The sequence below is a fragment of the Lentisphaera marina genome (assembly GCF_028745505.1).
Taxonomy (GTDB): Bacteria; Verrucomicrobiota; Lentisphaeria; order Lentisphaerales; family Lentisphaeraceae; genus Lentisphaera; species Lentisphaera marina.
Genome location: NZ_JAQZZL010000002.1, coordinates 2,123,661 through 2,144,861, shown reverse-complemented (window position 1 = coordinate 2,144,861; position 21,201 = coordinate 2,123,661). Strand labels below are relative to the sequence as shown.

Genomic DNA, 21,201 nt, shown 5'->3' with positions numbered 1-21,201 from the left:
ATTTATTCAATTAATTAGAAGGTAGTTTAGATGATCAGGTATAAAAAGTTTTCGCTAATCGAATTGTTGGTGGTCATAGCCATTATTGGGGTCCTTTCCAGTATGCTTTTACCGGTATTATCAAAAGGACGTCAGAAAGCTTTTCAAGCAACATGTGCTAATAATATTCGTCAAATTGGCACGGCCGCCTATATGTATAGTGAAGATTGGGAAGGCTTATTTCCTTTTGATTACAGTGGTGATTCTTCGATTAAAGCCTTGACGAAAAACGGTTTCATGGAACCGTCTTTAGGTAATTGGGTGCCAGCCACGGCGCAATGCCCAATGGGCTTAGATGTGAGTACAGATGGTTGGAAAAGCAATGTGGCCATGAATTGGAAATTTGATCCGAGCTCATCATTTAACATTAGTTCTGATCTGTTTTTAAATTCAGGTAAGGGCTCGTCTGAACGGATGGTCTACATGGATAGTTACAATGCTTTTGATAATATGTATAAGGGGTATTTTACTTCGGACAAAATATTTCATTCGGATAAAAAAACTCGTATCGCGCGACACCAAGATAAAGCTAACGTTTACTTCCAAGATGGGCATTTAGCAGCGTTAAGCGGTGTCACATTACTAACTTTTGCATCGACTTACGATCAGAGTTTTTGGCGAAATGATTGGTAATAATTTTTTGATTAAAGTTTAAGAAAGAAACGCTCAATTTTAAATACAAATAAAAAGATAAAGATATGATTTTTAAAAAGTTTTTCAGAAAATTGCTATACATTGCTACACTTGCTTTCAGCCTAAGTATTCAAGGTGCCACGGACACGCCTTACAACGTATTGTTCATTATTGCCGATGATTTAAATGATTATGTCAATGGACTTGGTGGTCATCCACAATCAAAGACACCAAATCTCGATCAGTTTGCTAAAACGGCTGTGTCTTTCACAAATGCTTTTTCCAATGCTGGTTGGTGTGCTCCAAGTCGTGCTAGCCTACATACTGGCATAGCGCCATGGCATTCGGGCCTAGCAATGAAAAGTATTAGTAAGCACAAGGGATTGAAAAATAATTTTACCCTTTCTGATTACTTTAAGAAAAACAATTATTACTCCATTGGCACGGGGAAGACAGAACATGGTGTTGAACACAAGAATTGGACGAAACACTATTACGGCCCCTTGTATGGCCCTTTTTGGAAAAATGAAGATGATTCAGTAGGTGCGCATCCAAATGTTAAATCTCCCTTTGCAGATCGTGGTCGAGTAGATGGATCTTTTGGGATTCTAGAAGCAGCTCCTGAAAAAGGTTTAGGTGAGAAAGCTCATTGGGTGTCAGGTCCCGCAGAAGGCTCCAAAATGGGGACTGTGTGGAGTAAAAATATAAATGCCAAAACAGAGTATGATCCGAAGAGAGGCTACATGACTCCGGATAAAGTAAACGCTGATTTAGTGAAGGGCTGGTTTGAAGGGGAAGGTGATGAATTAAAAGCACCATTTTACCTTAATTTGGGTTTTGTACGCCCTCATACACCCATGCATGCCGAGCAAAAACACTTCGACCATTTTCCAATTGAAGATGTTCAATTGACGGCAGGACAGTTGGAAACTATCAAAAACTTTAAGCCATTGGACGACTATTCTAAGTTGGAGAAGCCTTATAAAAAAGTGCATGAGCTCTATGCGAGCTACGGTGACCTGACGACCGCATTTAAATTATATAATCAAGCCTATTTAGCCAGTGTTCATGCAGCAGATGAAAATATTGGTCGTGTATTGGATGCATTAGAAAACAGTAAATATAAAGATAACACAATTGTCATCATTACTTCGGATCACGGCTGGCACAATGGTGAGCATTTGCAGATCGGTAAAAACTCAACTTGGGAAGAAGCTTGTCGAATTCCCTTACTTATTCGTGTCCCCGGTTTAGCAAAAAGAAACAGTCAGTGCAATGTGCCGGTATCTCTGATGGATATTTATCCGACACTAGTCGATTTATGTAGGCTAAAGGGGAAGACCTATAAAAAGGGTGGACAGCCCTTATCAGGCCACAGTCTCAAGCCATTGCTCATAAATCCTTCCAAAGAAAAATGGGATGGTGATGAAATTGCGGTCACCGCAATTATGAAACAGTGGATTAGCGATAAACAACAGCAGACGATGAGTGTTGAAGGTATAGTTGAAAAATCACTAAAATACTCCATGAGATCAAAGAGATACCGGTTTGTCTATGTATCTCAGGATGAAATGCATCTTTATGACCTTAAAAATGATCCGATAGAAAAATATGATTTGGCACAAAAGCCGGAATATAAAGAAGTGATATCAAAGTTTAAATCCAAGCTAAAGAAAATGAAGGGCGACAAAAGCAACTTTGTTTCTATTTAGTGTTTATAAATGAAAATTTTACCTGTAGGAGATTTAGATGAATAGAAGAGATTTTTTAAAGATAAATGTGGGTTCAGCTGCGGCCTGTTTAGTTTCTACTCCAAAGTTGTACGCAGAAGCCACGAAAGAGAACCCGAATCTTCTCATTATTATGACTGACGAGCACAATTTTAGAACTTTGGGTTGTTACAGAAAATTACTTTCCAAAGATCAGGCCATGATCTGGGGAGACGGAAATATTGTCGAGACTCCACATATTGATAAATTGGCAGAAGAGGGCGTCCTTTGTAATAACTTCTATGCATCTTCTCCGGTCTGCTCACCGGCGCGTGGCTCATTTATCAGTGGACAGTACCCGCAAAATACCCCTGTTATAGATAATAATACTCACATGAGTGACGAGGTGGTATCTTTTGGCTCAATTCTGCAGTCTCATGGCTACACGACGGGGTATTCAGGAAAGTGGCATTTAGATGGTGACGGTAAACCACAATGGGGACCTGAGCGTCAATTTGGGTTCGAAGATAATCGCTTCATGTTTAATCGGGGGCATTGGAAAAAAATATTGGATACGGCTTCGGGCCCTAAAATCGGAGCTGAAAAAAGAGGGACACCAACTTACGACGTCGATGGTGCTGACGAAAATACTTATACAACAGATTGGCTCACCAATAAAACAATTGACTTTATAACTCAGCACAAATCGAGTCCATTTTGTTATATGGTGAGTTACCCAGACCCCCATGGTCCAGATACGGTGCGAGCCCCTTACGACACAATGTATACTCATATGAATTTTCAGAAGCCAAAAACCGCATCTAAAAAACAGGAAGGCTTGCCCTCCTGGGCCACAACTAAGAGAGGAGCAGCAGATCACAGTCAATACTTTGGTATGATAAAATGTATTGACGATAATATCGCCCGAATCATGACTTGTTTAGATGAACAGGGGATCTTAGAAAATACTATTGTGGTATTCACGTCTGATCATGGGGATATGAGAGGTGAACACGGAAGGCAAAATAAGGGGGTTCCTCTAGAAGCATCAGCAAAAGTTCCTTTCATTGTGCGATATCCTAAGAAGATTAGCTCAGGGAAAATAGTCAATGAAGCTTTGAGTGGAGTGGATTTTCTCCCAACTATTTTAGGTTTAATGGATAAAAAAACTGTAGGTAAAGAAGAGGGGAGAAATGCTTCCCATTTACTTATTAAACAAGCACCAAAGGGCTGGGATGATGTGACCTTTATTCGCGGAACAAAGGCCAAATGGGTCGCAGCTATTTCGGAAAGATACAAGTTGGTTATGGATCCCTCGGATGAAATTTGGTTAATAGATAAAAAAGCAAACCCCGATGAGACAATCAATTACATAAATGACCCAGAATACAGATCTGTAATACGAGGTTTAGCAAAGCATATGCAACGCTATGGGACAAAATATAATGACCCAAGTTTTAAAGCGTCTAACATGAAAAAAGATATTGACTGGGCTTTGAGTGATAGTGCCATCTATATAAATTACAGAAGTAAAAAAAATGATTCTAAAAAAACGAAAAAGAAAAAATCTTAGGCGCTTTATGTATTCAAATTTAAGTAAATTTTCGTTGTTATTGCTTTGCTCTCTTATTGCGATTAACGCAAAAGAAATGCCTAATATTGTTCTTGTGATGGCGGATGACTTGGGGCCTGGGGATATCTCCTATTTTCATCGTCAGAGAAGTTCTGAAAAAGCAATAATAAATACCCCTGAACTGGATAAAATGATTGCCGAGGGAATACATTTTTCCAACGCTCATTCACCGGCCTCACTCTGTGCTCCAACGCGCTTTAGTATGCTGACTGGCAATTATTCATTCAGAAACTACTCGCCTTTTGGTGTATGGATGAGTCATCGCGATACTGGAATTGACCCAAAATTTACGACCTCCGCTCGAATTGTAAAAAAGGCCTCTTATCGAACGGCATTTTTTGGTAAATGGGGACTGGGTGGTCAGATGTATCAACAGGGTTCAGATCAATTACACACGGGCTGGAAAACCGATATGATCGACTATTCCCGTAGAGCTAAAGGACCAAATGATTATGGCTTCGATTACTCATATGAATTACCCCAGGGTATTCAGGGTGAACCCTTTGCCTTTTATGAAAATAATAAATGGAAGCCTCTTCATAAGGATTCGATTCTAAAAAAGCTTTCATCCAAGCAACTTATGTATGATAAGGCTAGAAAGCACAATGATTTGACTGGAGTGGGTGATAGTCATTGGGACCCGCGTAAAGCGGGTGAGTTACTAGTGAATAAGGCGGTCAATTTTATTGATGAGCACAAAAAAAACCATGTGAATAAACCATTTTTTATGTACTACTGCTCTCAGGCAGTTCACATACCCCATACGGCTCCCAAAGAATTAAATAGCGTCAAAATAGCTGGTTCGACTCCTGGTAAACACGGAGACATGATAGTGGAGTTAGACGTTCAAATTGGCATCTTAAGAGCTGCATTAGAGAAGAATGGCTATGCTGAAAATACTTTGTTTATCTTCACATCTGATAATGGCGGCTTAAAACCTGATCAGGCAATGAGTGATTTGGGGCATGATTCAGTAAATGGCTGGCGAGGAATAAAGAGTAGCATATTTGAAGGTGGCCACTTAGTCCCCTTTATCGCCGTTTGGCCAAAGGTAATAAAGCAAGCAAGTCAATCCGAAGCTTTAATAGTCGCTCATGATGTAGTTGCTACTCTAGCTTCAATTGTGGGGCAAGAAATTAACCGTGAGGTGATTCTGGATTCAAAGAATCTCTTGCCTATTTTTAAAAATCCAAAGGAAGAAGCTGGGCATGAGTACTTATTTCATCAGAGCATTTTTGGGAAAAAGAAAGCTTTACATGCAATTCGCAAAGGATATTGGAAACTAATTATAGAGTCTTCAAGTCAAAAGAATCTCAAAACCTTGAAGGAGAAGTCTTTGTTTAACTTGTCTTCAAACCCTATGGAAAGTGAAACGAAAAATTTGATTGCTAATCCTGAATATGAACAAATTAAAAAAGAATTGATGAACAAATTTATACAGATTCGCAAACAGGGAAAACCTTTACTGAAAGATTAATGTTCTCAATAAAAAAGCTCGTGATGTTCACGGGCTTAGTGGTGTGTGCTATTTCTTGCGAAAAATTATTTCTTTTAAAAGAGTGAAGGGTTGATGACTCAAAAAAAGTAAATTTATAATTCCTGGAAGTCGTAGACGACGACTTTGGCGAGGGCAGGTTTTAGTATAGTCTTGACGGCTTCGACATGCTTGGGATGATAGAGGTAGACTTTTAGGTCATCGTTGTTTTTGAAAGTGATGATGAAGGAGATGTCAAAAGAATTGTCCGCGACTGGTTCGACACTCTCTAATTTTGTACCAATAGAAACATTTTGTACTTCTTCAATTTTTTTAAGCCCTTTTACTGCTTGGATAAATTCTGTCTGTGAGGCATCGGGTTTTAACCAGCACATGACGATATGTTGAACTTGTGGATCAGTTTGATTTTCTAGAGTGGAACATGAATTCATAATGAGTACCATTAAAATTATTATTACTTTATACATAAGATTATCCTAAATTTTCTGATGTCCTAATAAGCCACTTCCTATCTAAGTTGAATAGGAGAAAACTTGCAAAAAATAGGTAAAAAACGATAATTTCTGCGCTTTTCGCAAAGATCTAGATACTTCGAACCGGCTTGTAAATGAGCCTAGAAACTTGAAAAGTATCCTATTAAGTAGTAATATATTAACGTTAATATGAATTTTTAACCACTAATTGATAATATATTATGTATAGCTTAGATACTCCAGATGAAGTGGCTTTGGATTTAGCTCAGAGAATGAAATCTAGGCGCTTAGCTCTGGCTTGGAAGCAGCAAACCTTAGCTGAACGCTCTGGAGTGAGTTTGGCGTCCTTGCGTCGTTTTGAGAAAAGTGGTCTTATTTCTCTTGAGTCGTTATTGAAGCTAGCCTTTGCTCTCGATCACTTAGATGATTTCGAGCATATATTTAAAGCTCCTTTGGCACAGAGTCTGAAAGATTTGGAAGTTGGTGAAGATAAACCGCAGCGGGGGCGCTTATGAAAAAGTTAGAGGTTTATTATCAGCAAAGTGAAAGTGATTCACGGCTCATTGGAACTTTAGCTGAACAGGATAGAAAAATTTACTTTGAGTACGCAAGTGACTTTTTATCTGAGCCCTTGTGGTTATCTCCTTTTAAATTAGCTCCTAAATCGGGTCTTTATGAATTTAAAGATTATGATTTTGGACAAGTCTTTGGTCTATTTGATGATTCTTTACCGGATGGCTGGGGGCTTCTTTTAATGGATCGTATGTTTCGTAAACAGGGACTTAATCCTAATCACTTGTCGATACTGGATCGCTTGGCTTATTTGGGTTCACGAACGATGGGTGCCTTAAGCTATCGCCCCTGCTCGCAGTCCGAAGATGTATTACGAGAAGTGCTAGATTTACAAATCATGGCTGATGAAGTAGAGAAAGTCTGGCAAGGTTCACTTAGCGATGTATTACCTCAATTGCTCCATCATGGAGGAAGTCCTGGGGGCGCACGCCCCAAAGTTTTAGCAGGCATTAAGGGTGATGAAATCATCACGGCAGATATTTTACCGGATGGCTTTGAAGCGTGGATTTTAAAGTTTATTGCGCCTAATGAGCACAACGATTCCGGGAAGCTTGAATATGTTTACTCACAAATGGCGCGAAAATCAGGGTTAAGAATGCCTGAGACGAGACTCTATAAAAGTGCTGATGAATCTTATTATTTTGGGATTAAACGCTTTGATCGTAAAGCAGGGAAGCGGGTCCACATTCATACTTTTGGAAACTTAATTCATTGCAATTATCGTATTCCTTCAAGTGATTATTTAGATCTACTTAAAGTCACTCGAGTCTTAACAAAAAATCAAGAAGATGTGGAACAAGTCTTTAGGCAGGCGGTATTTAATATTGCTAGTCATAATCGCGATGACCATGTGAAGAATTTTTCCTTCATCTATGACAAAGAGTGGTCAGCTGCACCGGCCTATGATTTAACTTTTAATAGTGGTCCAGGTGGTGAGCATAGTATGAGTCTTTGCGGAGAAGGCAAAAATCCCACGGGGCAAGGCTTAGTCAAACTGGCGGAGAAATCTGGGATTTCAGTCAAACAAGTAAAAAGTACAATTGAAGAAGTCTCTGAATCCCTTAATCAATTCTCGAGCTTAGCAAAAGAATACGAAATTGAAGCTAAAGAGATCCAAATGATTGATAAGCACATTCAAGCAAACCTTAAGCGTCTCAGACTATAAATACCAAAATACAGTATAAAATAAGGCCAAATGGGCTTTGAAAACTTTCGATTAAGTCCTCGTAAAACCCTAAGCAATTTCTGCGGAGACTTGAGAGACTTTTTTAAGTGGGGATATTCAGGTTTTCTTTGGGGAAATCCGTGGTCTCAGGAGAAATGAGCGGAGGAATAAAGTATGTAAAGAGGGCGAATAATCATTGCAGAATTTCTTGAATGTTTACATCGAGAACATTGGCAATGTCTAGAGCAGTTTTAAAATAAACTTTAACTCCAGCTTCGGCTCTTTTAATGGTAGATTTTGAAAGGTAGCATTTACGATCAATACTGTGATTTACAAAATTATCTACACTCATTAATTTTGACTGCCTGATTTGTTTAATTTTTTCACCATTAACAAAGACTCGCCCTGAAGATATTTTTTTATTTTCTTCTGCTAAATCTCTAGCTCTTTTTTCAAGTTTTCTAATGAGAGCTAAGCTTTTTTTAGATTCTGCTTCTTGCATTGCTTTCAAAAAAATCATATCAAGAGTTTGATTATAAGGCTCAAAGTTTTTTGATTGAATCTTATTAGCAATTTCTGGACTGTGTATTGATATACTTGTTAGCAAAAGCATTGAATTTACATCTGAAAAAAAATAGGCTTTCCCTTTTAACGTGAAAGAGTTTTGATGATCTGTAAAAACGACCTCTTCGTCTGAATCATTTTTAATGAAATCATATGTTAATTCTTTGAAAAAATAGAAGGGAGTGAAAGTGCTTGATATACAATCATCAACTTCAAGTTTTACATCTAACCAAGCAAAACCGGGGCCTTTATCTAAAAGCTTGTTTTCATTGGAAATTAGTAAATAAAAGGGAAAAATTTGCTTTAGCCAATCATAACTAATTCCATATTTTATCACATAATCATCTCGACGTATCATACTAGTTATATTTAATTTTTAGTAATACCTTTTCTGAATCCTTGATCATATCAGTAATACTGACAGTATTGTTGAATTTCATACCCAGAGCTTCAACTAAACCAATAACCATAAACTCTAAGCCATTTCTCGTTGATCTATAAATCAGATCAAATTCCTGTCCACGTTCATTAACTACCTGAAAGTGTGGAGGCTTTAAATTTGAAAATGAGGTTGCAACATAAAGATGTAATTTATTAAGATTTTTAAGGAAATCTACAAATGAATTTCCTCCAATTTTATATGCTTCACCATATCCCTCTGATACAGCAAAATCTATCCAATAATGACCAAATTTTTTTAATACTTCAGAAGTGCTTGTGTTTAATTTTTCACTCACTTGCTGAACCAATTCAAATATTAATTTATCGTCATAGCAATCAGTTTTAATGAAATCTTTTTCGGGAAAATCAGCTTTTTCACATATTTCTTCCCATGCTTGAGCTCCCATTTCTGTTTCTACTAATTTTTTTACAGCCACACCTATCAAACCATACATTATTAATCTCCATTATTTATGTAATGTAACTATCAAAATACAATATACAAAAATCAAATGAAGTTGTTACATTAATTTAGACATTACATCATAAAAAATATGATTTAATGTTAATGAAGTCAATTTTTTATTAGTATTCTTTCTGGAGTTTTTTATCTAAAGTTAGTTCAGAGAGCTTTGTATTGATCCACCTTCGTAAAACGCGAGGCAATTTCTGCGGAGACTTGAGAGACTTTTTTAAGTGGTGCTTTTTTAAAGGCAGAGAGAACTTCTTTGCGGTATTCGCGAGGACTGAGGGAGAAGGCTTTAGAGAAGCTATGGGAAAAATGCTGTGAGCTAGAGAAGGCCAGTTCTACAGCAATTTGGCTTATATTTAATTCTGTCTCTGTAAGTAAGCGTCTGGCTTCCTGGAGTTTTTTGAAATTCACGTACTTGATGGGGGATATACCGCTAGCGGCCTGAAATTTTCTGCGAAAATGAACTTCGCTCAGCTCTAATAAATCCGCTAATTTGGAGCTTGTTATAACTGTATCGAGGTTGGCATTGATATATGAATTGACAGTTTTGATGATACTGATGGCAGCAGTGTGCTCTACTTTCACAGCTTTTAAATAGCTTTCTTGAGCTTGGTTTAAAATTGAGATAATTTCATAAAATTGAGCCTTAGCAATGAGGGGACTAAAAGAGTTGGGCTTGCGATGAGCCTCCAGTAGTTTCTCAAAGCTATGTTTAAACTCTTTCCCCACAGTGATGGTGCGGGGTATGTACTCAGATAATAATTTCCTGATTTTTATCCATTCATCCTGAGTAATTTCGGGCCCTTTTTCATACATATTAAATTGCAGAAAATAGCGTTCTCCAACGGGGAGCTTACCCTTTAATGAACTTTGAGTCTCGTAGGGTTTTACTAAAATAAGTTTCCCTGGTGAGAGGTGGTAGAACTCACCTTCCACCCACCAGTCAAGCTCACCGCTTTCAACATAAATTAATTGAAAAAAGGGCATGCTATGGGCAAAAATGGTATTTTCCAGAACTTCGGAAATGGCTCGCCTGCCGATAACCGGAAGAGAGCTGTGGAGGCTCGCTTGATCACCTTCGCGAATGCCGTAACGTTCCAAAATATTCATAATTAAATCATCTTCTTGTCTTATTTCACTCTAAGATAATAAAGGGTGGATTCTTATTTTTGTATATATAACGATCATCTTTTTTCGAAAGTTAAATGTATTTACTTATTTATTTTTAAACAAACAAAAATAAATGGAAAACTTTTATGAGTTTAATAATTACCAAAGTCGTGGCCCGGGATACTCGTTTCCCGCTAGGCCCAGGAGCTGGCAGTGATGCCGTACATTTAGATGCAGTGTATTCTTATGCAGTGTGTGAACTCTATACAGAAAATCAGCAAAAGGGCAGTGGACTGGCCTTTACTGTGGGAGCTGGTAATGAACTTGTTTGCCAAGCGATTGAGTTTTTAGCTCAGGAATTAGTGGGCAAAGATATTGATGAGCTCATGGCGGATTTTGGTGAGTTTCAGCGCAAGCTTTCCAACCATACTCAATTTCGCTGGATTGGTCCTCATAAAGGTGTGGTACAATTGGCCTTGGGCGCGATTACTAATGCCTGCTTTGATTTATGGGCCAAGAAAAAGCAAGTCCCACTCTGGAAACTTCTCCTCGATTTAAGTACGGAAGAGACCATTAAACTGCTCGATTTTTCTTATGTCGAAGATGTGCTGACGAAAGATGAAGCTCGTGTTATTCTCAATTCTCACGCTATTGACCGCCACAAGCGCGAAGGGGTTTTGACGGAGAATTATCAAGGTTACGATACCTCAATTGGCTGGTTTAATTATTCAGATGAAAAAGTTCGTGAGAATATAAAAAAGAGTATGGCAGCGGGTTTTACTTCTATGAAACTCAAAGTGGGGTCGCCTGATCACGAACGCGATTTACGTCGTGCCTACATGGTGCGTGAGTGCGCAGGAGATGCAGCGACAGTGATGCTCGACTGCAATCAGCAATGGCAGTTGCATGAATCCATCGAGTTTATGATGAAGGCCAAGGATATGAACCCTTATTGGATCGAAGAGCCAACACATCCCGATGATGTTTTGGGGCATCAGACTCTAGCACGAGCTATTTCTCCTATTAAAGTTGCCTGCGGTGAGCATGTGCCGAATCGCGTCATTTTTAAAAATTACTTGCAGTCCAATGCGATGCACTTTAACCAAGTTGATGCGGTGCGCGTTGGCGGTATAAGTGAGTTTTTACTCATCTCATTGATGAGCCGAAAATATAATATTCCCGTTGTTCCACACGTGGGTGATATGGGACAAATCCATCAGCATTTGGTTTTATATAATCATATTGCCATGGGACATGAGGCACTCTTCCTCGAACACATTCCTCATTTACAGGAGCACTTTGTGCAGCCCTGCCAAATTGTTGATGGTCGTTACATCACTCCTCAAGATGTGGGAGCCAGTAGCGATTTAAAATGTTTACAAAATGATCAAATTCAGGTAGGGGTCTAAAATGGCGAAATCAATAGATATGGATGTCAATGCCGAAGCAGTGAATAGTATTGGCGGGATTGATATAGGGGTAATTATTTTCTATATAGTCGGTATTATTGCGGTTGGCTGTTGGGCGGGCATGCGCAATAAAAATAAGCAAGAGTCGGCAAAAGATTATTTTCTAGCAGGTGGGACATTGAAGTGGCCTGCTATTGGACTTGCGCTCTTCGCAACAAATATCTCGACAGTTCATCTTGTTTCTCTGGCTCAAACGGGTTTTGACGAAGGGCTTCTTTCGGGTAACTACGAATGGATGGCGGTGTTTACATTGATCATTCTCGGAGTCTTTTTTGCACCTTTTTATATAAGATCTAAAGTGACCACCTTACCAGACTTTTTAGAAAAACGTTACTCGAGAACTTGTCGAGATTGGTTAGCCGTTATGTCGGTTGTTTCAGCAATCGCTATTCACATTGCGTTTGCCCTCTATACGGGTGCCGTGGTGCTCAAAGGCATGTTTGGCTTTCCCATTCTCTATAGTGTGATTGGCGTCGCGATACTGACAGGTATTTATACGGTGGTGGGCGGTCTTATGGCAGTGGTTCTTACTGAATCTATTCAAACGATTGTGCTTTTACTCGGCGCCTGTTTTGTGACTTATTTCTGTTGGACTAAACTTGGTTCAAGCGGAGAGAGTGTGATCGATTTAATTACGAGTCATGCACAGATTAAAAATGAAGCGGGCGAGGTAGTGGATAGCAAATTGAGCATGCTCAAATCCGGGGGGCATTCGCCTTGGTATGCTTTCCTATTGGGCTTCCCAGTTTTAGGCATTTGGTATTGGTGTGCCGACCAAACGATTGTGCAGCGCGTACTCGGAGCAAAAGATGAGAATCATGCGCGAGTTGGTTCTATATTTGCAGGCTTTATCAAGATTCTTCCCGTTTTCATTTTCATTCTTCCTGGCCTAATGTTTTATGCCATCGTTCAGCAGGGAATTATTCCCGAATCGGCGATGCCCACAAAATTGGTAGATGGCAAAGAAGTGATTGATTCGAGTCAAACTTATGCCGTTATGATCCGTGAACTTCTTCCCGTGGGCTTAAAAGGTGTGGTTGCTGCCGCATTGTTGTCAGCTCTCATGAGTACAGTGTCTGGAGCCCTTAACTCAATCTCTACTTTGGTGAGTTACGATATCTACAAGCGTTTTAAAGAAGATGCCGATGATCAGCACTTAGTAAAAGTGGGACGTATTGCTTGTGTAGCCGCTACAATCATCTCTATTATCATTTCATTACAATTGGATCGATTTGGTAGCATTATTCAGGGTTTGAATACGCTGATTGGTTACATTGCTGCACCCATTACCGCGGTCTTTGTTATGGGGGTGTTCTGGAAAAAAGCCTCGTCTAAAGCAGCGGTAATTACCTTAGCTTTAGGTTTTGTTGTGTCATTAGCTTTAATGGTGTTCAGTTTCACAGGAGTCACCATTCCTGTTTGGAGTGAAGTGCCCTTCCTAATGCAAGCTTTTTACCTTTGTGTTTTTTACGTGATTATCATTGCGATTATCTCGACGATTAATCCTCATGAACACACTGAGGAAAGTGAGAAACTCTACTGGAATACTCCTTTTGAAGCTCTGCAGGGCGAAGCTTGGAAGGGGATTGGTAACTACAAAACTCTATCCGCGGTTTTAGTCTGCATCATGTTAGTTCTTTTTTATACTTTTAGATAAAAACAGGATTGGGTGATTTTATGAAATTATTTTTATCATCTTAATACTATTGATGGCTTGTCATATTCACTATGAATAATATGACCTCTTTGTTCTTGCAGACCCATATTCACACGCTCAAGATAAAAATGATAAATGGAGCTCATTTGATGATGCTCTGTGTAGAACAGGCATACCTATCGTGAAAAGGTATTTATATATTTCGATCATTTTTTTATGAAAGTTATAAGTGAAAAGATGCATATTGTTTCTAATAATTCATATGATTTTAGCTTTTGCAGTCATTTTATCTTCCCACTGGTACTAACTGTTAACTTATCGGACAAAATCACATACTGTTTTTAAAGAACAAATAATTAGGTTATTGAATAATGTTGATTACAAAAAAATACTTGGGCTTAGTTGCCTTATTTGGGAGCTTGACCTCACTGGCTCAGGCAGCTGGAGAGGATCATCAATATGATGAAAAAATAAAACCGATTTTAGATAAATTTTGTGTGCGATGCCACGGCGAAAAAAAGCAAAAAGGTGGTTTCCGCATTGATCAATTAGCAAATGATTTCTCAGGCAAGAAACTCTTTTCCTGGGAAAAGATGCAGCACGTTCTGACTATGCCTCTAGATTCTGATGAAGTGATGCCTCCAGAAGATAGTAAGCAACCGACTATGGAGCAGCGTTTAGAGCTTACGGCATGGATCAGTGAAAACTTAGATGCGGGTCGCTTGAGAGCGGCGGAAAAGAATGGTTCTGTAAGAAGGTTAACTAAGAGTCAGTATAGAAACACCCTGCGCGAATTATTAAAGCTAGATGAAAATGTCGGGCGAACTTTGCCAAATGATGCCGTTTCACCAGAAGGTTTCACGAATGATGGTGGTTCAATGCAATTGTCACCCATGCAAATGGAAACCTATTTTGCGATTGCTCAGAAAGCTTTAGATCTCTCGGTGGTCAACCCTGAGGAGAAACCCAAAGTACAGAATTTCCGTATTGATTTTGGTGATGGAATCAATAAAGAACCCATTGCAGATCGACTTATTCTTGGGGCAGGTAGTAAGCAGATCGAACTGAAGAACTTTTTATTCAATGAATTAGTTCCTGAGAAAGAGTTTGCGGTCGAACCTTATATCATGAAAAAAGAGTATCGTTTCATTCAAGGTTATAAGGGGAATAGCACGGTTAGAGAATGGCGTGATTTTAATAGTATATATCATGCGGTTTTTGCAGGTTTGAGTGGTCCTAGAGCCCCTTACCCCAAAGGTGATCCCATCAACTTTGCAGAAGGTGGCATGCTGATGCGCCCCTCTATTCCTGCGAAGGCAGCCTGGTCTCCCACTATGGTATGGTCACCGAGATTTAAAATTTCATTACGTGAATTGCCTAGTACAGGGAATTTCAAAATTAAAGTGAATGCCGCTAAGCACCGTGATAACTTAAATTTGCCTAAAGGTTTTGCCGCCATACAGGGAGATGATAAGACACAGGTGGTTTCATTTAATGAATCGTCTAATCAGCTCAAGCTCAATGATCTTGCGTCATATGAAATATCGGGTATAGAAGATGGTAAGAGTGGTGAGCTCATAACGATTTCTGGTTTCGATGATCAAAAATTTAGTTCTTTGCAAATTTCTTTAAAGGGAAAAGATCGCTATTTAAACTTATCAGAAATCGAACTTTACGATCAAAATAATCAGCTCATAAAAAATGCTAAGATGACTTTGAGTTCCCTCTTTGATAAGAGTATGGCAACGGATAAGCTAACGGATGGCGATAAAAATAATTTTGCGCATACAGGGCTAGAAAATAATCCCTGGTTAAAAATTGAATTTCCAAAAGCACAAAGCCTGACATCAGTGAAAATCTATAATAGAAAAGATTTCGAAAGCCGCTTTGATGGTGCTGAATTTATAGCAGTGAAATATGTGAAACCTGAAGCTAAAGTTTTTACTGTCAAAGAAGCGGGTGTTTATCAGTTAGATTTTAAATACCTAGCAAATAATAAAAAAGCTAATTTAGACTTCGATTTGGGAGATCAAAAGTTATTTATCCCCATCCAAATGGGTAAGGCACAAAAGAGTGATGCAAGTATCTCTATCAAAGGATCAGCAGGTAAAGAGGTGGAATCTTTACTCATTCAGGTTCCTGGTAAAGATAGGATAATTAACTTGGGGGAGCTCGAAGTTTTTGATAAGAATAAAAAGCTAATCAAAAACAGCAAAATCACTATGAGCTCAAGTTATTCAGATAACATGGGTCCAGAGAAATTAAGTGATGGGAACAAGACGAACTTAGCTCACACACAGCAAGAAGATAATCCTTGGATAAAAGTTGTCTTTGATACGCCCAAAGTTATCAGTTCCCTGAAAGTGTATAATCGCAAGGGATATGAAGATCGTTTTGATGGTGCTGAATTTTCGTTTTCACAAGGTGATACAATTGTGGCAAAACGCTTCCTCAGTGACAGGGAGCAAGAGGTGATGCGCAATGAAGGCATGAAAGTGGTTCGTTTAGAGGCAGGAGATTATCCCGTTAAGCTTAATGCTTCTAAAGGGCTTATCATCGATAGTGTTTCTTTGACTCCGCTTCAAGAGAAATCAAAAACATATAAAGATTTCCTAGCTTTTGAACAACGCAATCCATTAGTCAATCTACAGATGGGCTTCCGTCGTGACGATGGTAGTACTTTGAATGAAATTGGACCTAGCCAAGAAGTGGATTCTTATGAGTTTAAGAACTACGAATTCACCGGTAGTATCAACGACTTCCCGAGTCCCGTTCTGAACAAAGCTAATGACAACTACTTAGCGGGTGTACGTGAAATTGGTTTACGTCATGATTTTGTGACTGAAATTGATGTGCCACGACTGCTCGTTAAATCCGTAGAATTTGAAGGGCCTTATTACGAATCATGGCCGACAAAATCACACAAGAGCGTATTTATTGATTCTAGTAATTCCGATAAGCCAGAAGTTTATGCAAAAGAAGTTATAGAGAACTTCATGTACCGTGCTTATCGCGGAGAAGTGAATGACAGGGATCTAGGTATTGCATATAAGATTTGGCAGGATAGCTACGAAGAAAACCAAAACTTCCACGAGAGTGTGAAGGATGCACTTCTCGTTGTTTTGACTTCACCTCAGTTCTTGTTCATTACGGAGAAATCTGAATCTCCTGAAAAAGAAGCTTTAAGCAATACAGAATTAGCATCCAAGCTATCTTACTTCTTGTGGAATAGCCCACCTGATGCGGATTTATTAGCTAAAGCCGAGTCACAAGAAATTAGTAAAGATCTCAATAAGCAGATCGATGCGATGATCAATGACCCTCGCTTTGCGAATTTCACGTCGCGTTTTACTCGTGATTGGTTATTGCTCGATAAATTTGATTCCGTTAAAGTAGATAACAAACTCTACCCAACTTTAACAAAACGCATGAAGCAGCAACTGCGCCAGGAGCCGGTAGAATTTATGAATCACCTCATTCAAGAAAACCTTGAATTGAGTAACATCATTAATTCAGATTTTACTATGGCGAATGATTTAGTTGCCGAATACTATAAGTTGGAAAACAAAAATCCTCAGGGTTATAAATTCCAGAAAGTAATGCTGACAGATAAAAATCGCGGGGGCATACTTACCCAAGCAAGTGTTTTAGCTGGTTTATCTGATGGTCACGAATCTCACCCAGTGAAACGTGGTACTTGGGTCGCGAGAAAAATTGTTGCGGAGCCTCCTGGAACGCCACCACCAAATGTTCCAGGTGTGGATGAAGAAGATAAATCCATGACTCTGAGAGAAAAATTGGAAGCTCACAGGAATCAAAAGGGCTGTAAGAATTGTCATATGAAGATTGATCCTTGGGGTATCCCATTCGAGATGTACGATGCTGCAGGTTTTGTGAAAGCAAAGTATGAAGCAGAATCAGAATCAGAATTGCCCGATGGCACGGAAGTCAATGACCTCAATGAAATGAAGCAATACCTGATTGATGAACGCATGGATCAAGTTGCCTTCAGCTTCATGAAACATTTAGCGATCTACGCAACGGGTAGAAGTTTGAATTTCGATGAAGTCGCATTTCTTAAAGAACAAGCAAAGGCTTTGAAACCCACGGGTTACAAGACACGAGATGTTCTCAAATTTATTATCAATAGTCATGTTTTTAATACGAAGTAAGGAAGTATAAGAATGAAAAAATCATTTAATAGAAGATCAGTTCTCAAGGGGATTGCGGGCGTTAGTCTAGCTCTTCCGACATTAGAAATTATGGGTGAAGAAGTTTTGAGTGAGTCCAATCGTGCCAAGCGTTTTTGTGGGCTTTACACAGCTAATGGCATGTCCATTCCCCAAGCTAAAAATAAAATCGATGATTGGAGTTGGTACCCTGCAGAAACGGGGCGCAACTTTAAGTTTAATCAATCCACCAAACCTTTGGAAAGATTCCGCAATGAGGTCACCTTTTTTGGCGGCTTAGGGCACAAGAATGCCATTTTATCAGATCCACATGTCTGCTCTGATATGTGGCTCACGGGAGCACCCTTCCACGACCCCAAACCAGGACAATATAATACCGTGTCTTTGGACCAAGTTATCGCTCGCAATACTAAGCAGTATTGTCGTCAGGCTTCTTTGGTTTTATCAATTGACAATGGTGTAGGCTTTCTTTCGAGAACGGGAACAATTGCCTATAATAATGAAGGTAAACCGATCCCGGCAGAAAATAATCCCAGAGATGTATTTAATCGTCTTTTCCTCGGTTCAAAAGATTCTATGGAACAGCAACGTGCACTCCTGAAAAAGAAGATGAAGATTGTCGATGCAGTTCTTGATAGCTCACGCGACTTCAACAAGCGTTTAGGGTCTGCCGATCGTGAAAAAATGGATCAGTACCTAACTTCATTAAGTGAACTCGAATCACGTTTTGAAACCTCAGAAAAATGGATTGATATCCCACTCAAAAAACAGGACTATAGTCATTTGAACTTTGATTATGATTTGGAGCAAGACCCAGCCCAATTTTATCAGACTATGTTTGATGTGATTACTTTGGCTTTTGACGCGGATATTACTCGCTCGGTTGCCTTTATGCTCAATCGTGAAGATGGCATGGGTATCTCCAATACTTTCCCAGTACGCTTGGGCCTCAGTAAAGATCACCATGGACTTTCACATGCGAAGGATAAAAAAGGGCAAATGGATTTTGCTAAATACGATCAGTTCTTGAGTGGCCAAGTCGCTTATTTCCTTGATAAACTCAAGAAAACTAAAGAAGGTAATAGCAACCTTCTCGATAACTCATTAGTTCTTTTCGGTAGTGGATGTAGTACAACGCATAATGTGAAGAACGTGCCGACACTCTTAGCTGGTGGTAAAAACATGGGTGTTAAGCATGGCTCTTATTTCCGTCGCGATGGTGAGCAATTGAGTAATTTATACCTAAGTATTTTACATAGTATGGGAATCAAAGAAGAAAGTTTCTCTGATAGTACAAAGCCATTAGAAGAAGGCATTTTTACCTTTAAGAATGCTTAATTATTAATGAGCAACTTCCCCAAGTTTGCTTTTGTACTTTTCTTTTGCCCATTTTTGTGGGCTCAAGAAAAGCAAAGTCATCTCCAGGCAGCGGAACTCTTTAGAAATAAATGCATACAATGTCATGGGGAAAAAGCCGAAGGTAAAAAGAGTTTAAAAACCCCTGCCTTGGCGTCGCAATCAAAAGTCTATCTACTTGAACAACTCAAAAAGTTTAAAGCAGGTGTGCGTGGGAAAGATGCCAAAACAGATGCAGTGGGTCATTTGATGGGACAACAGGTGAAAAACTTGAGTTCTGAACAAATTGATGCTTTGGCAAGTTATTTGTCCTCACTCAAAGCCCCCATAAGCCCTCAAATAAAAAATGAGTCTTTTAAGCGCGGTGAACAGCTTTACCAAAAACATGCGAACTGCATTTCCTGTCATGGTTTATATGCCGAAGGCAATGAATCGATGAAGGCCCCCAAGCTCAATATTTTATCAGCGCAATATATTGAGTCGGCACTCAAGAAATTCAGCAATGGTCAGCGAGTTGCGGATGGCAGTAAAGATCCCCATGGTCAGTTGATGGTAAAGGTTTTAAAAGACTACTCATTACAAGCGCAAGATTTTAAAGATTTAGCTGCCTATATCAGTGGTTTAAAGCAAGTCAAAGATTAGTGATTTAAAGTAGCAAGGTAAAACATCGGCATCTAACTAATTAGGCGGATCTAAATTTTACAAAAATTAATAACTTAAGCTAAATCATTTGTTAGATATCTATTTGAGCAGTCGTACTTATGTTCAAGAACAGTCGATGCCGAGCTTTTGGTCGTATCAACAAAATCGTGACACCACACATTTGTTGATACAAGATAAAACCCCAATTGGCTAAAGATTCGGTATCGGCCGCTCTTATATTTTTAAAGAGGGTGTGCTAAATCTGCCCATAATAAGAACTGTGCTTGAGTTCATTACTTTAATTATTTCATGATTTTTTGAGTAAATAATTCCTTATTTTGAAACAGCAGGTTATAATTTATGTTAAATAATGTTACAAATCTATGTCATGTGGAGTATTAATACTCAGCAAGACTTATATCTTATAAAGATTTATAACAATAATTATCTAGGAGAGCACATGAAACTAAAGAACTTTATTTTTTCTGCTTTAGCTATCGCAAGTATGGCGAGCTTTGCAAATGATGACAAAACTACCAAAATTAATAAGCTCAATCAAGAGATCCAAACTTTACAAAAAGGATCAAAAGATAAGAAAAAACTCCCCAAGGCGACCAAGCAGAAAATTAGTTTACTGAAGGCAAATAAAACACTAATAGAAAAAGAAGCTGAGATTAATAAATTGTTTTCTTCGCTTGAGACAGTGAAATCTAAGTCGCCGAGAAAAGTTTTGATTTACTCTAGAACGACTGGTTTTCGCCACGGTTCTATAGAAATAGGTGCTTTACTTTTAAAAGCTATGGGCGAAAAAACGGGTGCTTACACTGCAGTTCAGACAGAAGATGAAGCGATGATTAATGATGCGGAGCTCGCAAAATATGATGTAATCCTGATGCTTAGCACAACAAGGGATCCTATTGCTAGTCCTCAAGCTCGTGCAGCTTTCGAGAAATTCATGGCATCGGACAATGGCTTAGTCGGCATTCACGCAGCAACAGACTGCCATAAAAATTGGCCAAATTATTTGGAAGCCATGGGCGGTATTTTTGATGGTCACCCGTGGAATGCACGTGATAAAGTGACGATTTATAATGAATGTCCCGATCATCCTTGTGCGAAAATGGTTCCCCAAGGCTTTGTTATTCAAGATGAAATCTATCAGTATAAAGAAGACACGCATTTCACTCGTGAAAAAATGCGCGTGCTCTTAAGTCTTGATTTATCAGGACCGAATATGATGAAAAAGAATATGAAGCGCAAAGATAATGACTACGCAGTTTCTTGGCTCAGATCCTATACAGGCTCAAGAGTGTTTTACACAAACTTAGGGCACAATGATGCAACCTTTATGAATCCAGTAGCCATGCAACACATTCTTACGGGTATTCAGTATGCGGCGGGCGATATTGAAGCTGATGCTACCCCAAGTGCGAAGCTTGGTAAATTCCCAAAAGCTGTGAAATAAGTTCCACACTAGATTTTCTGTAAGATCGCAGGCTGATATCGGCTTGCGATTTTTTTTAGTGCGAGCCATTATATTGAGAGGAGATAAATTCACAAAGAAAGGAAAAACCATGATG

16 protein-coding genes are annotated in these 21,201 nt (G+C 39.0%); 12 read left to right on the top strand and 4 right to left on the bottom strand.

The annotated features are described in order from the left end of the window. The first annotated feature begins 30 nt into the window (after positions 1-30). From PQO01_RS19810 to PQO01_RS19795, 4 genes are all read left to right on the top strand, one after another. Entirely contained in the window at positions 31-672 is a 642-nt protein-coding gene (locus PQO01_RS19810) for a type II secretion system protein (protein WP_274315962.1), read from the top strand. Between the two features lie 65 nt (positions 673-737). Next, positions 738-2,384, top strand: coding sequence for a sulfatase (locus tag PQO01_RS19805; protein WP_274315961.1), 1,647 nt, complete (start codon positions 738-740; stop codon positions 2,382-2,384). A 37-nt stretch (positions 2,385-2,421) separates the two neighbouring features. Beyond that, positions 2,422-3,954 (top strand): sulfatase family protein, encoded by a 1,533-nt coding sequence (locus tag PQO01_RS19800; RefSeq protein WP_274315960.1) that lies wholly within the window; start codon positions 2,422-2,424, stop codon positions 3,952-3,954. A gap of 7 nt (positions 3,955-3,961) precedes the next feature. Then, positions 3,962-5,491: a sulfatase family protein gene (locus PQO01_RS19795; protein WP_274315959.1), complete on the top strand. Its 1,530-nt coding sequence runs from the start codon at positions 3,962-3,964 to the stop codon at positions 5,489-5,491. 113 nt (positions 5,492-5,604) lie between these two features. Here the strand turns inward: PQO01_RS19795 and PQO01_RS19790 are convergent, their stop codons facing one another. Continuing rightward, complete coding sequence (locus tag PQO01_RS19790) at positions 5,605-5,976, bottom strand: Dabb family protein (protein WP_274315958.1); 372 nt, start codon at positions 5,974-5,976, stop codon at positions 5,605-5,607. 227 nt (positions 5,977-6,203) lie between these two features. Here PQO01_RS19790 and PQO01_RS19785 point away from each other — a divergent pair, with 227 nt between their 5' ends. Further along, positions 6,204-6,497: a helix-turn-helix domain-containing protein gene (locus PQO01_RS19785; RefSeq protein ID WP_274315957.1), complete on the top strand. Its 294-nt coding sequence runs from the start codon at positions 6,204-6,206 to the stop codon at positions 6,495-6,497. Then, positions 6,494-7,720, top strand: coding sequence for a type II toxin-antitoxin system HipA family toxin (locus PQO01_RS19780; RefSeq protein WP_274315956.1), 1,227 nt, complete (start codon positions 6,494-6,496; stop codon positions 7,718-7,720). Before PQO01_RS19785 ends, PQO01_RS19780 begins: the two co-directional genes overlap by 4 nt. Before the next feature lie 193 nt (positions 7,721-7,913). Here PQO01_RS19780 and PQO01_RS19775 read toward each other — a convergent pair whose 3' ends face one another. The 3 genes from PQO01_RS19775 to PQO01_RS19765 form a co-directional block, all read right to left on the bottom strand. Continuing rightward, positions 7,914-8,642, bottom strand: a complete 729-nt coding sequence (locus tag PQO01_RS19775; protein ID WP_274315955.1) for a hypothetical protein — start codon at positions 8,640-8,642, stop codon at positions 7,914-7,916. Position 8,643: 1 nt separating this feature from the next. Beyond that, complete coding sequence (locus PQO01_RS19770; protein WP_274315954.1) at positions 8,644-9,180, bottom strand: heme NO-binding domain-containing protein; 537 nt, start codon at positions 9,178-9,180, stop codon at positions 8,644-8,646. A gap of 167 nt (positions 9,181-9,347) precedes the next feature. Continuing rightward, complete coding sequence (locus PQO01_RS19765) at positions 9,348-10,307, bottom strand: helix-turn-helix domain-containing protein (protein ID WP_274315953.1); 960 nt, start codon at positions 10,305-10,307, stop codon at positions 9,348-9,350. 146 nt (positions 10,308-10,453) lie between these two features. Here PQO01_RS19765 and PQO01_RS19760 point away from each other — a divergent pair, with 146 nt between their 5' ends. The 6 genes from PQO01_RS19760 (at position 10,454) to PQO01_RS19735 (ending at position 21,086) form a co-directional block, all read left to right on the top strand. Next, positions 10,454-11,716 carry an enolase C-terminal domain-like protein gene (locus PQO01_RS19760; protein ID WP_274315952.1) on the top strand — a complete coding sequence of 421 codons (1,263 nt, stop codon included), beginning with the start codon at positions 10,454-10,456 and terminating at the stop codon, positions 11,714-11,716. A gap of 1 nt (position 11,717) precedes the next feature. Next, positions 11,718-13,433 (top strand): sodium:solute symporter, encoded by a 1,716-nt coding sequence (locus PQO01_RS19755; RefSeq protein WP_274315951.1) that lies wholly within the window; start codon positions 11,718-11,720, stop codon positions 13,431-13,433. 371 nt (positions 13,434-13,804) lie between these two features. Further along, positions 13,805-17,605 (top strand): DUF1592 domain-containing protein, encoded by a 3,801-nt coding sequence (locus PQO01_RS19750; RefSeq protein WP_274315950.1) that lies wholly within the window; start codon positions 13,805-13,807, stop codon positions 17,603-17,605. 12 nt (positions 17,606-17,617) lie between these two features. Continuing rightward, entirely contained in the window at positions 17,618-18,961 is a 1,344-nt protein-coding gene (locus PQO01_RS19745) for a DUF1552 domain-containing protein (protein WP_274315949.1), read from the top strand. A 6-nt stretch (positions 18,962-18,967) separates the two neighbouring features. Further along, complete coding sequence (locus tag PQO01_RS19740) at positions 18,968-19,621, top strand: c-type cytochrome (RefSeq protein WP_274315948.1); 654 nt, start codon at positions 18,968-18,970, stop codon at positions 19,619-19,621. A gap of 460 nt (positions 19,622-20,081) precedes the next feature. Further along, a complete protein-coding gene (locus tag PQO01_RS19735) occupies positions 20,082-21,086 on the top strand; it encodes a ThuA domain-containing protein (RefSeq protein WP_274315947.1) in 1,005 nt (334 codons plus the stop codon). Positions 21,087-21,201 lie beyond the last annotated feature (115 nt).

Coding starts and splice junctions, on each gene's coding strand:
- PQO01_RS19810 (WP_274315962.1), top strand. CDS start 31: ATGATCAGGTATAAAAAGTTTTCGCTAATCGAATTGTTGGTGGTCATA.
- PQO01_RS19805 (WP_274315961.1), top strand. CDS start 738: ATGATTTTTAAAAAGTTTTTCAGAAAATTGCTATACATTGCTACACTT.
- PQO01_RS19800 (WP_274315960.1), top strand. CDS start 2,422: ATGAATAGAAGAGATTTTTTAAAGATAAATGTGGGTTCAGCTGCGGCC.
- PQO01_RS19795 (WP_274315959.1), top strand. CDS start 3,962: ATGTATTCAAATTTAAGTAAATTTTCGTTGTTATTGCTTTGCTCTCTT.
- PQO01_RS19790 (WP_274315958.1), bottom strand. CDS start 5,976: ATGTATAAAGTAATAATAATTTTAATGGTACTCATTATGAATTCATGT.
- PQO01_RS19785 (WP_274315957.1), top strand. CDS start 6,204: ATGTATAGCTTAGATACTCCAGATGAAGTGGCTTTGGATTTAGCTCAG.
- PQO01_RS19780 (WP_274315956.1), top strand. CDS start 6,494: ATGAAAAAGTTAGAGGTTTATTATCAGCAAAGTGAAAGTGATTCACGG.
- PQO01_RS19775 (WP_274315955.1), bottom strand. CDS start 8,642: ATGATACGTCGAGATGATTATGTGATAAAATATGGAATTAGTTATGAT.
- PQO01_RS19770 (WP_274315954.1), bottom strand. CDS start 9,180: ATGTATGGTTTGATAGGTGTGGCTGTAAAAAAATTAGTAGAAACAGAA.
- PQO01_RS19765 (WP_274315953.1), bottom strand. CDS start 10,307: ATGAATATTTTGGAACGTTACGGCATTCGCGAAGGTGATCAAGCGAGC.
- PQO01_RS19760 (WP_274315952.1), top strand. CDS start 10,454: ATGAGTTTAATAATTACCAAAGTCGTGGCCCGGGATACTCGTTTCCCG.
- PQO01_RS19755 (WP_274315951.1), top strand. CDS start 11,718: ATGGCGAAATCAATAGATATGGATGTCAATGCCGAAGCAGTGAATAGT.
- PQO01_RS19750 (WP_274315950.1), top strand. CDS start 13,805: ATGTTGATTACAAAAAAATACTTGGGCTTAGTTGCCTTATTTGGGAGC.
- PQO01_RS19745 (WP_274315949.1), top strand. CDS start 17,618: ATGAAAAAATCATTTAATAGAAGATCAGTTCTCAAGGGGATTGCGGGC.
- PQO01_RS19740 (WP_274315948.1), top strand. CDS start 18,968: ATGAGCAACTTCCCCAAGTTTGCTTTTGTACTTTTCTTTTGCCCATTT.
- PQO01_RS19735 (WP_274315947.1), top strand. CDS start 20,082: ATGAAACTAAAGAACTTTATTTTTTCTGCTTTAGCTATCGCAAGTATG.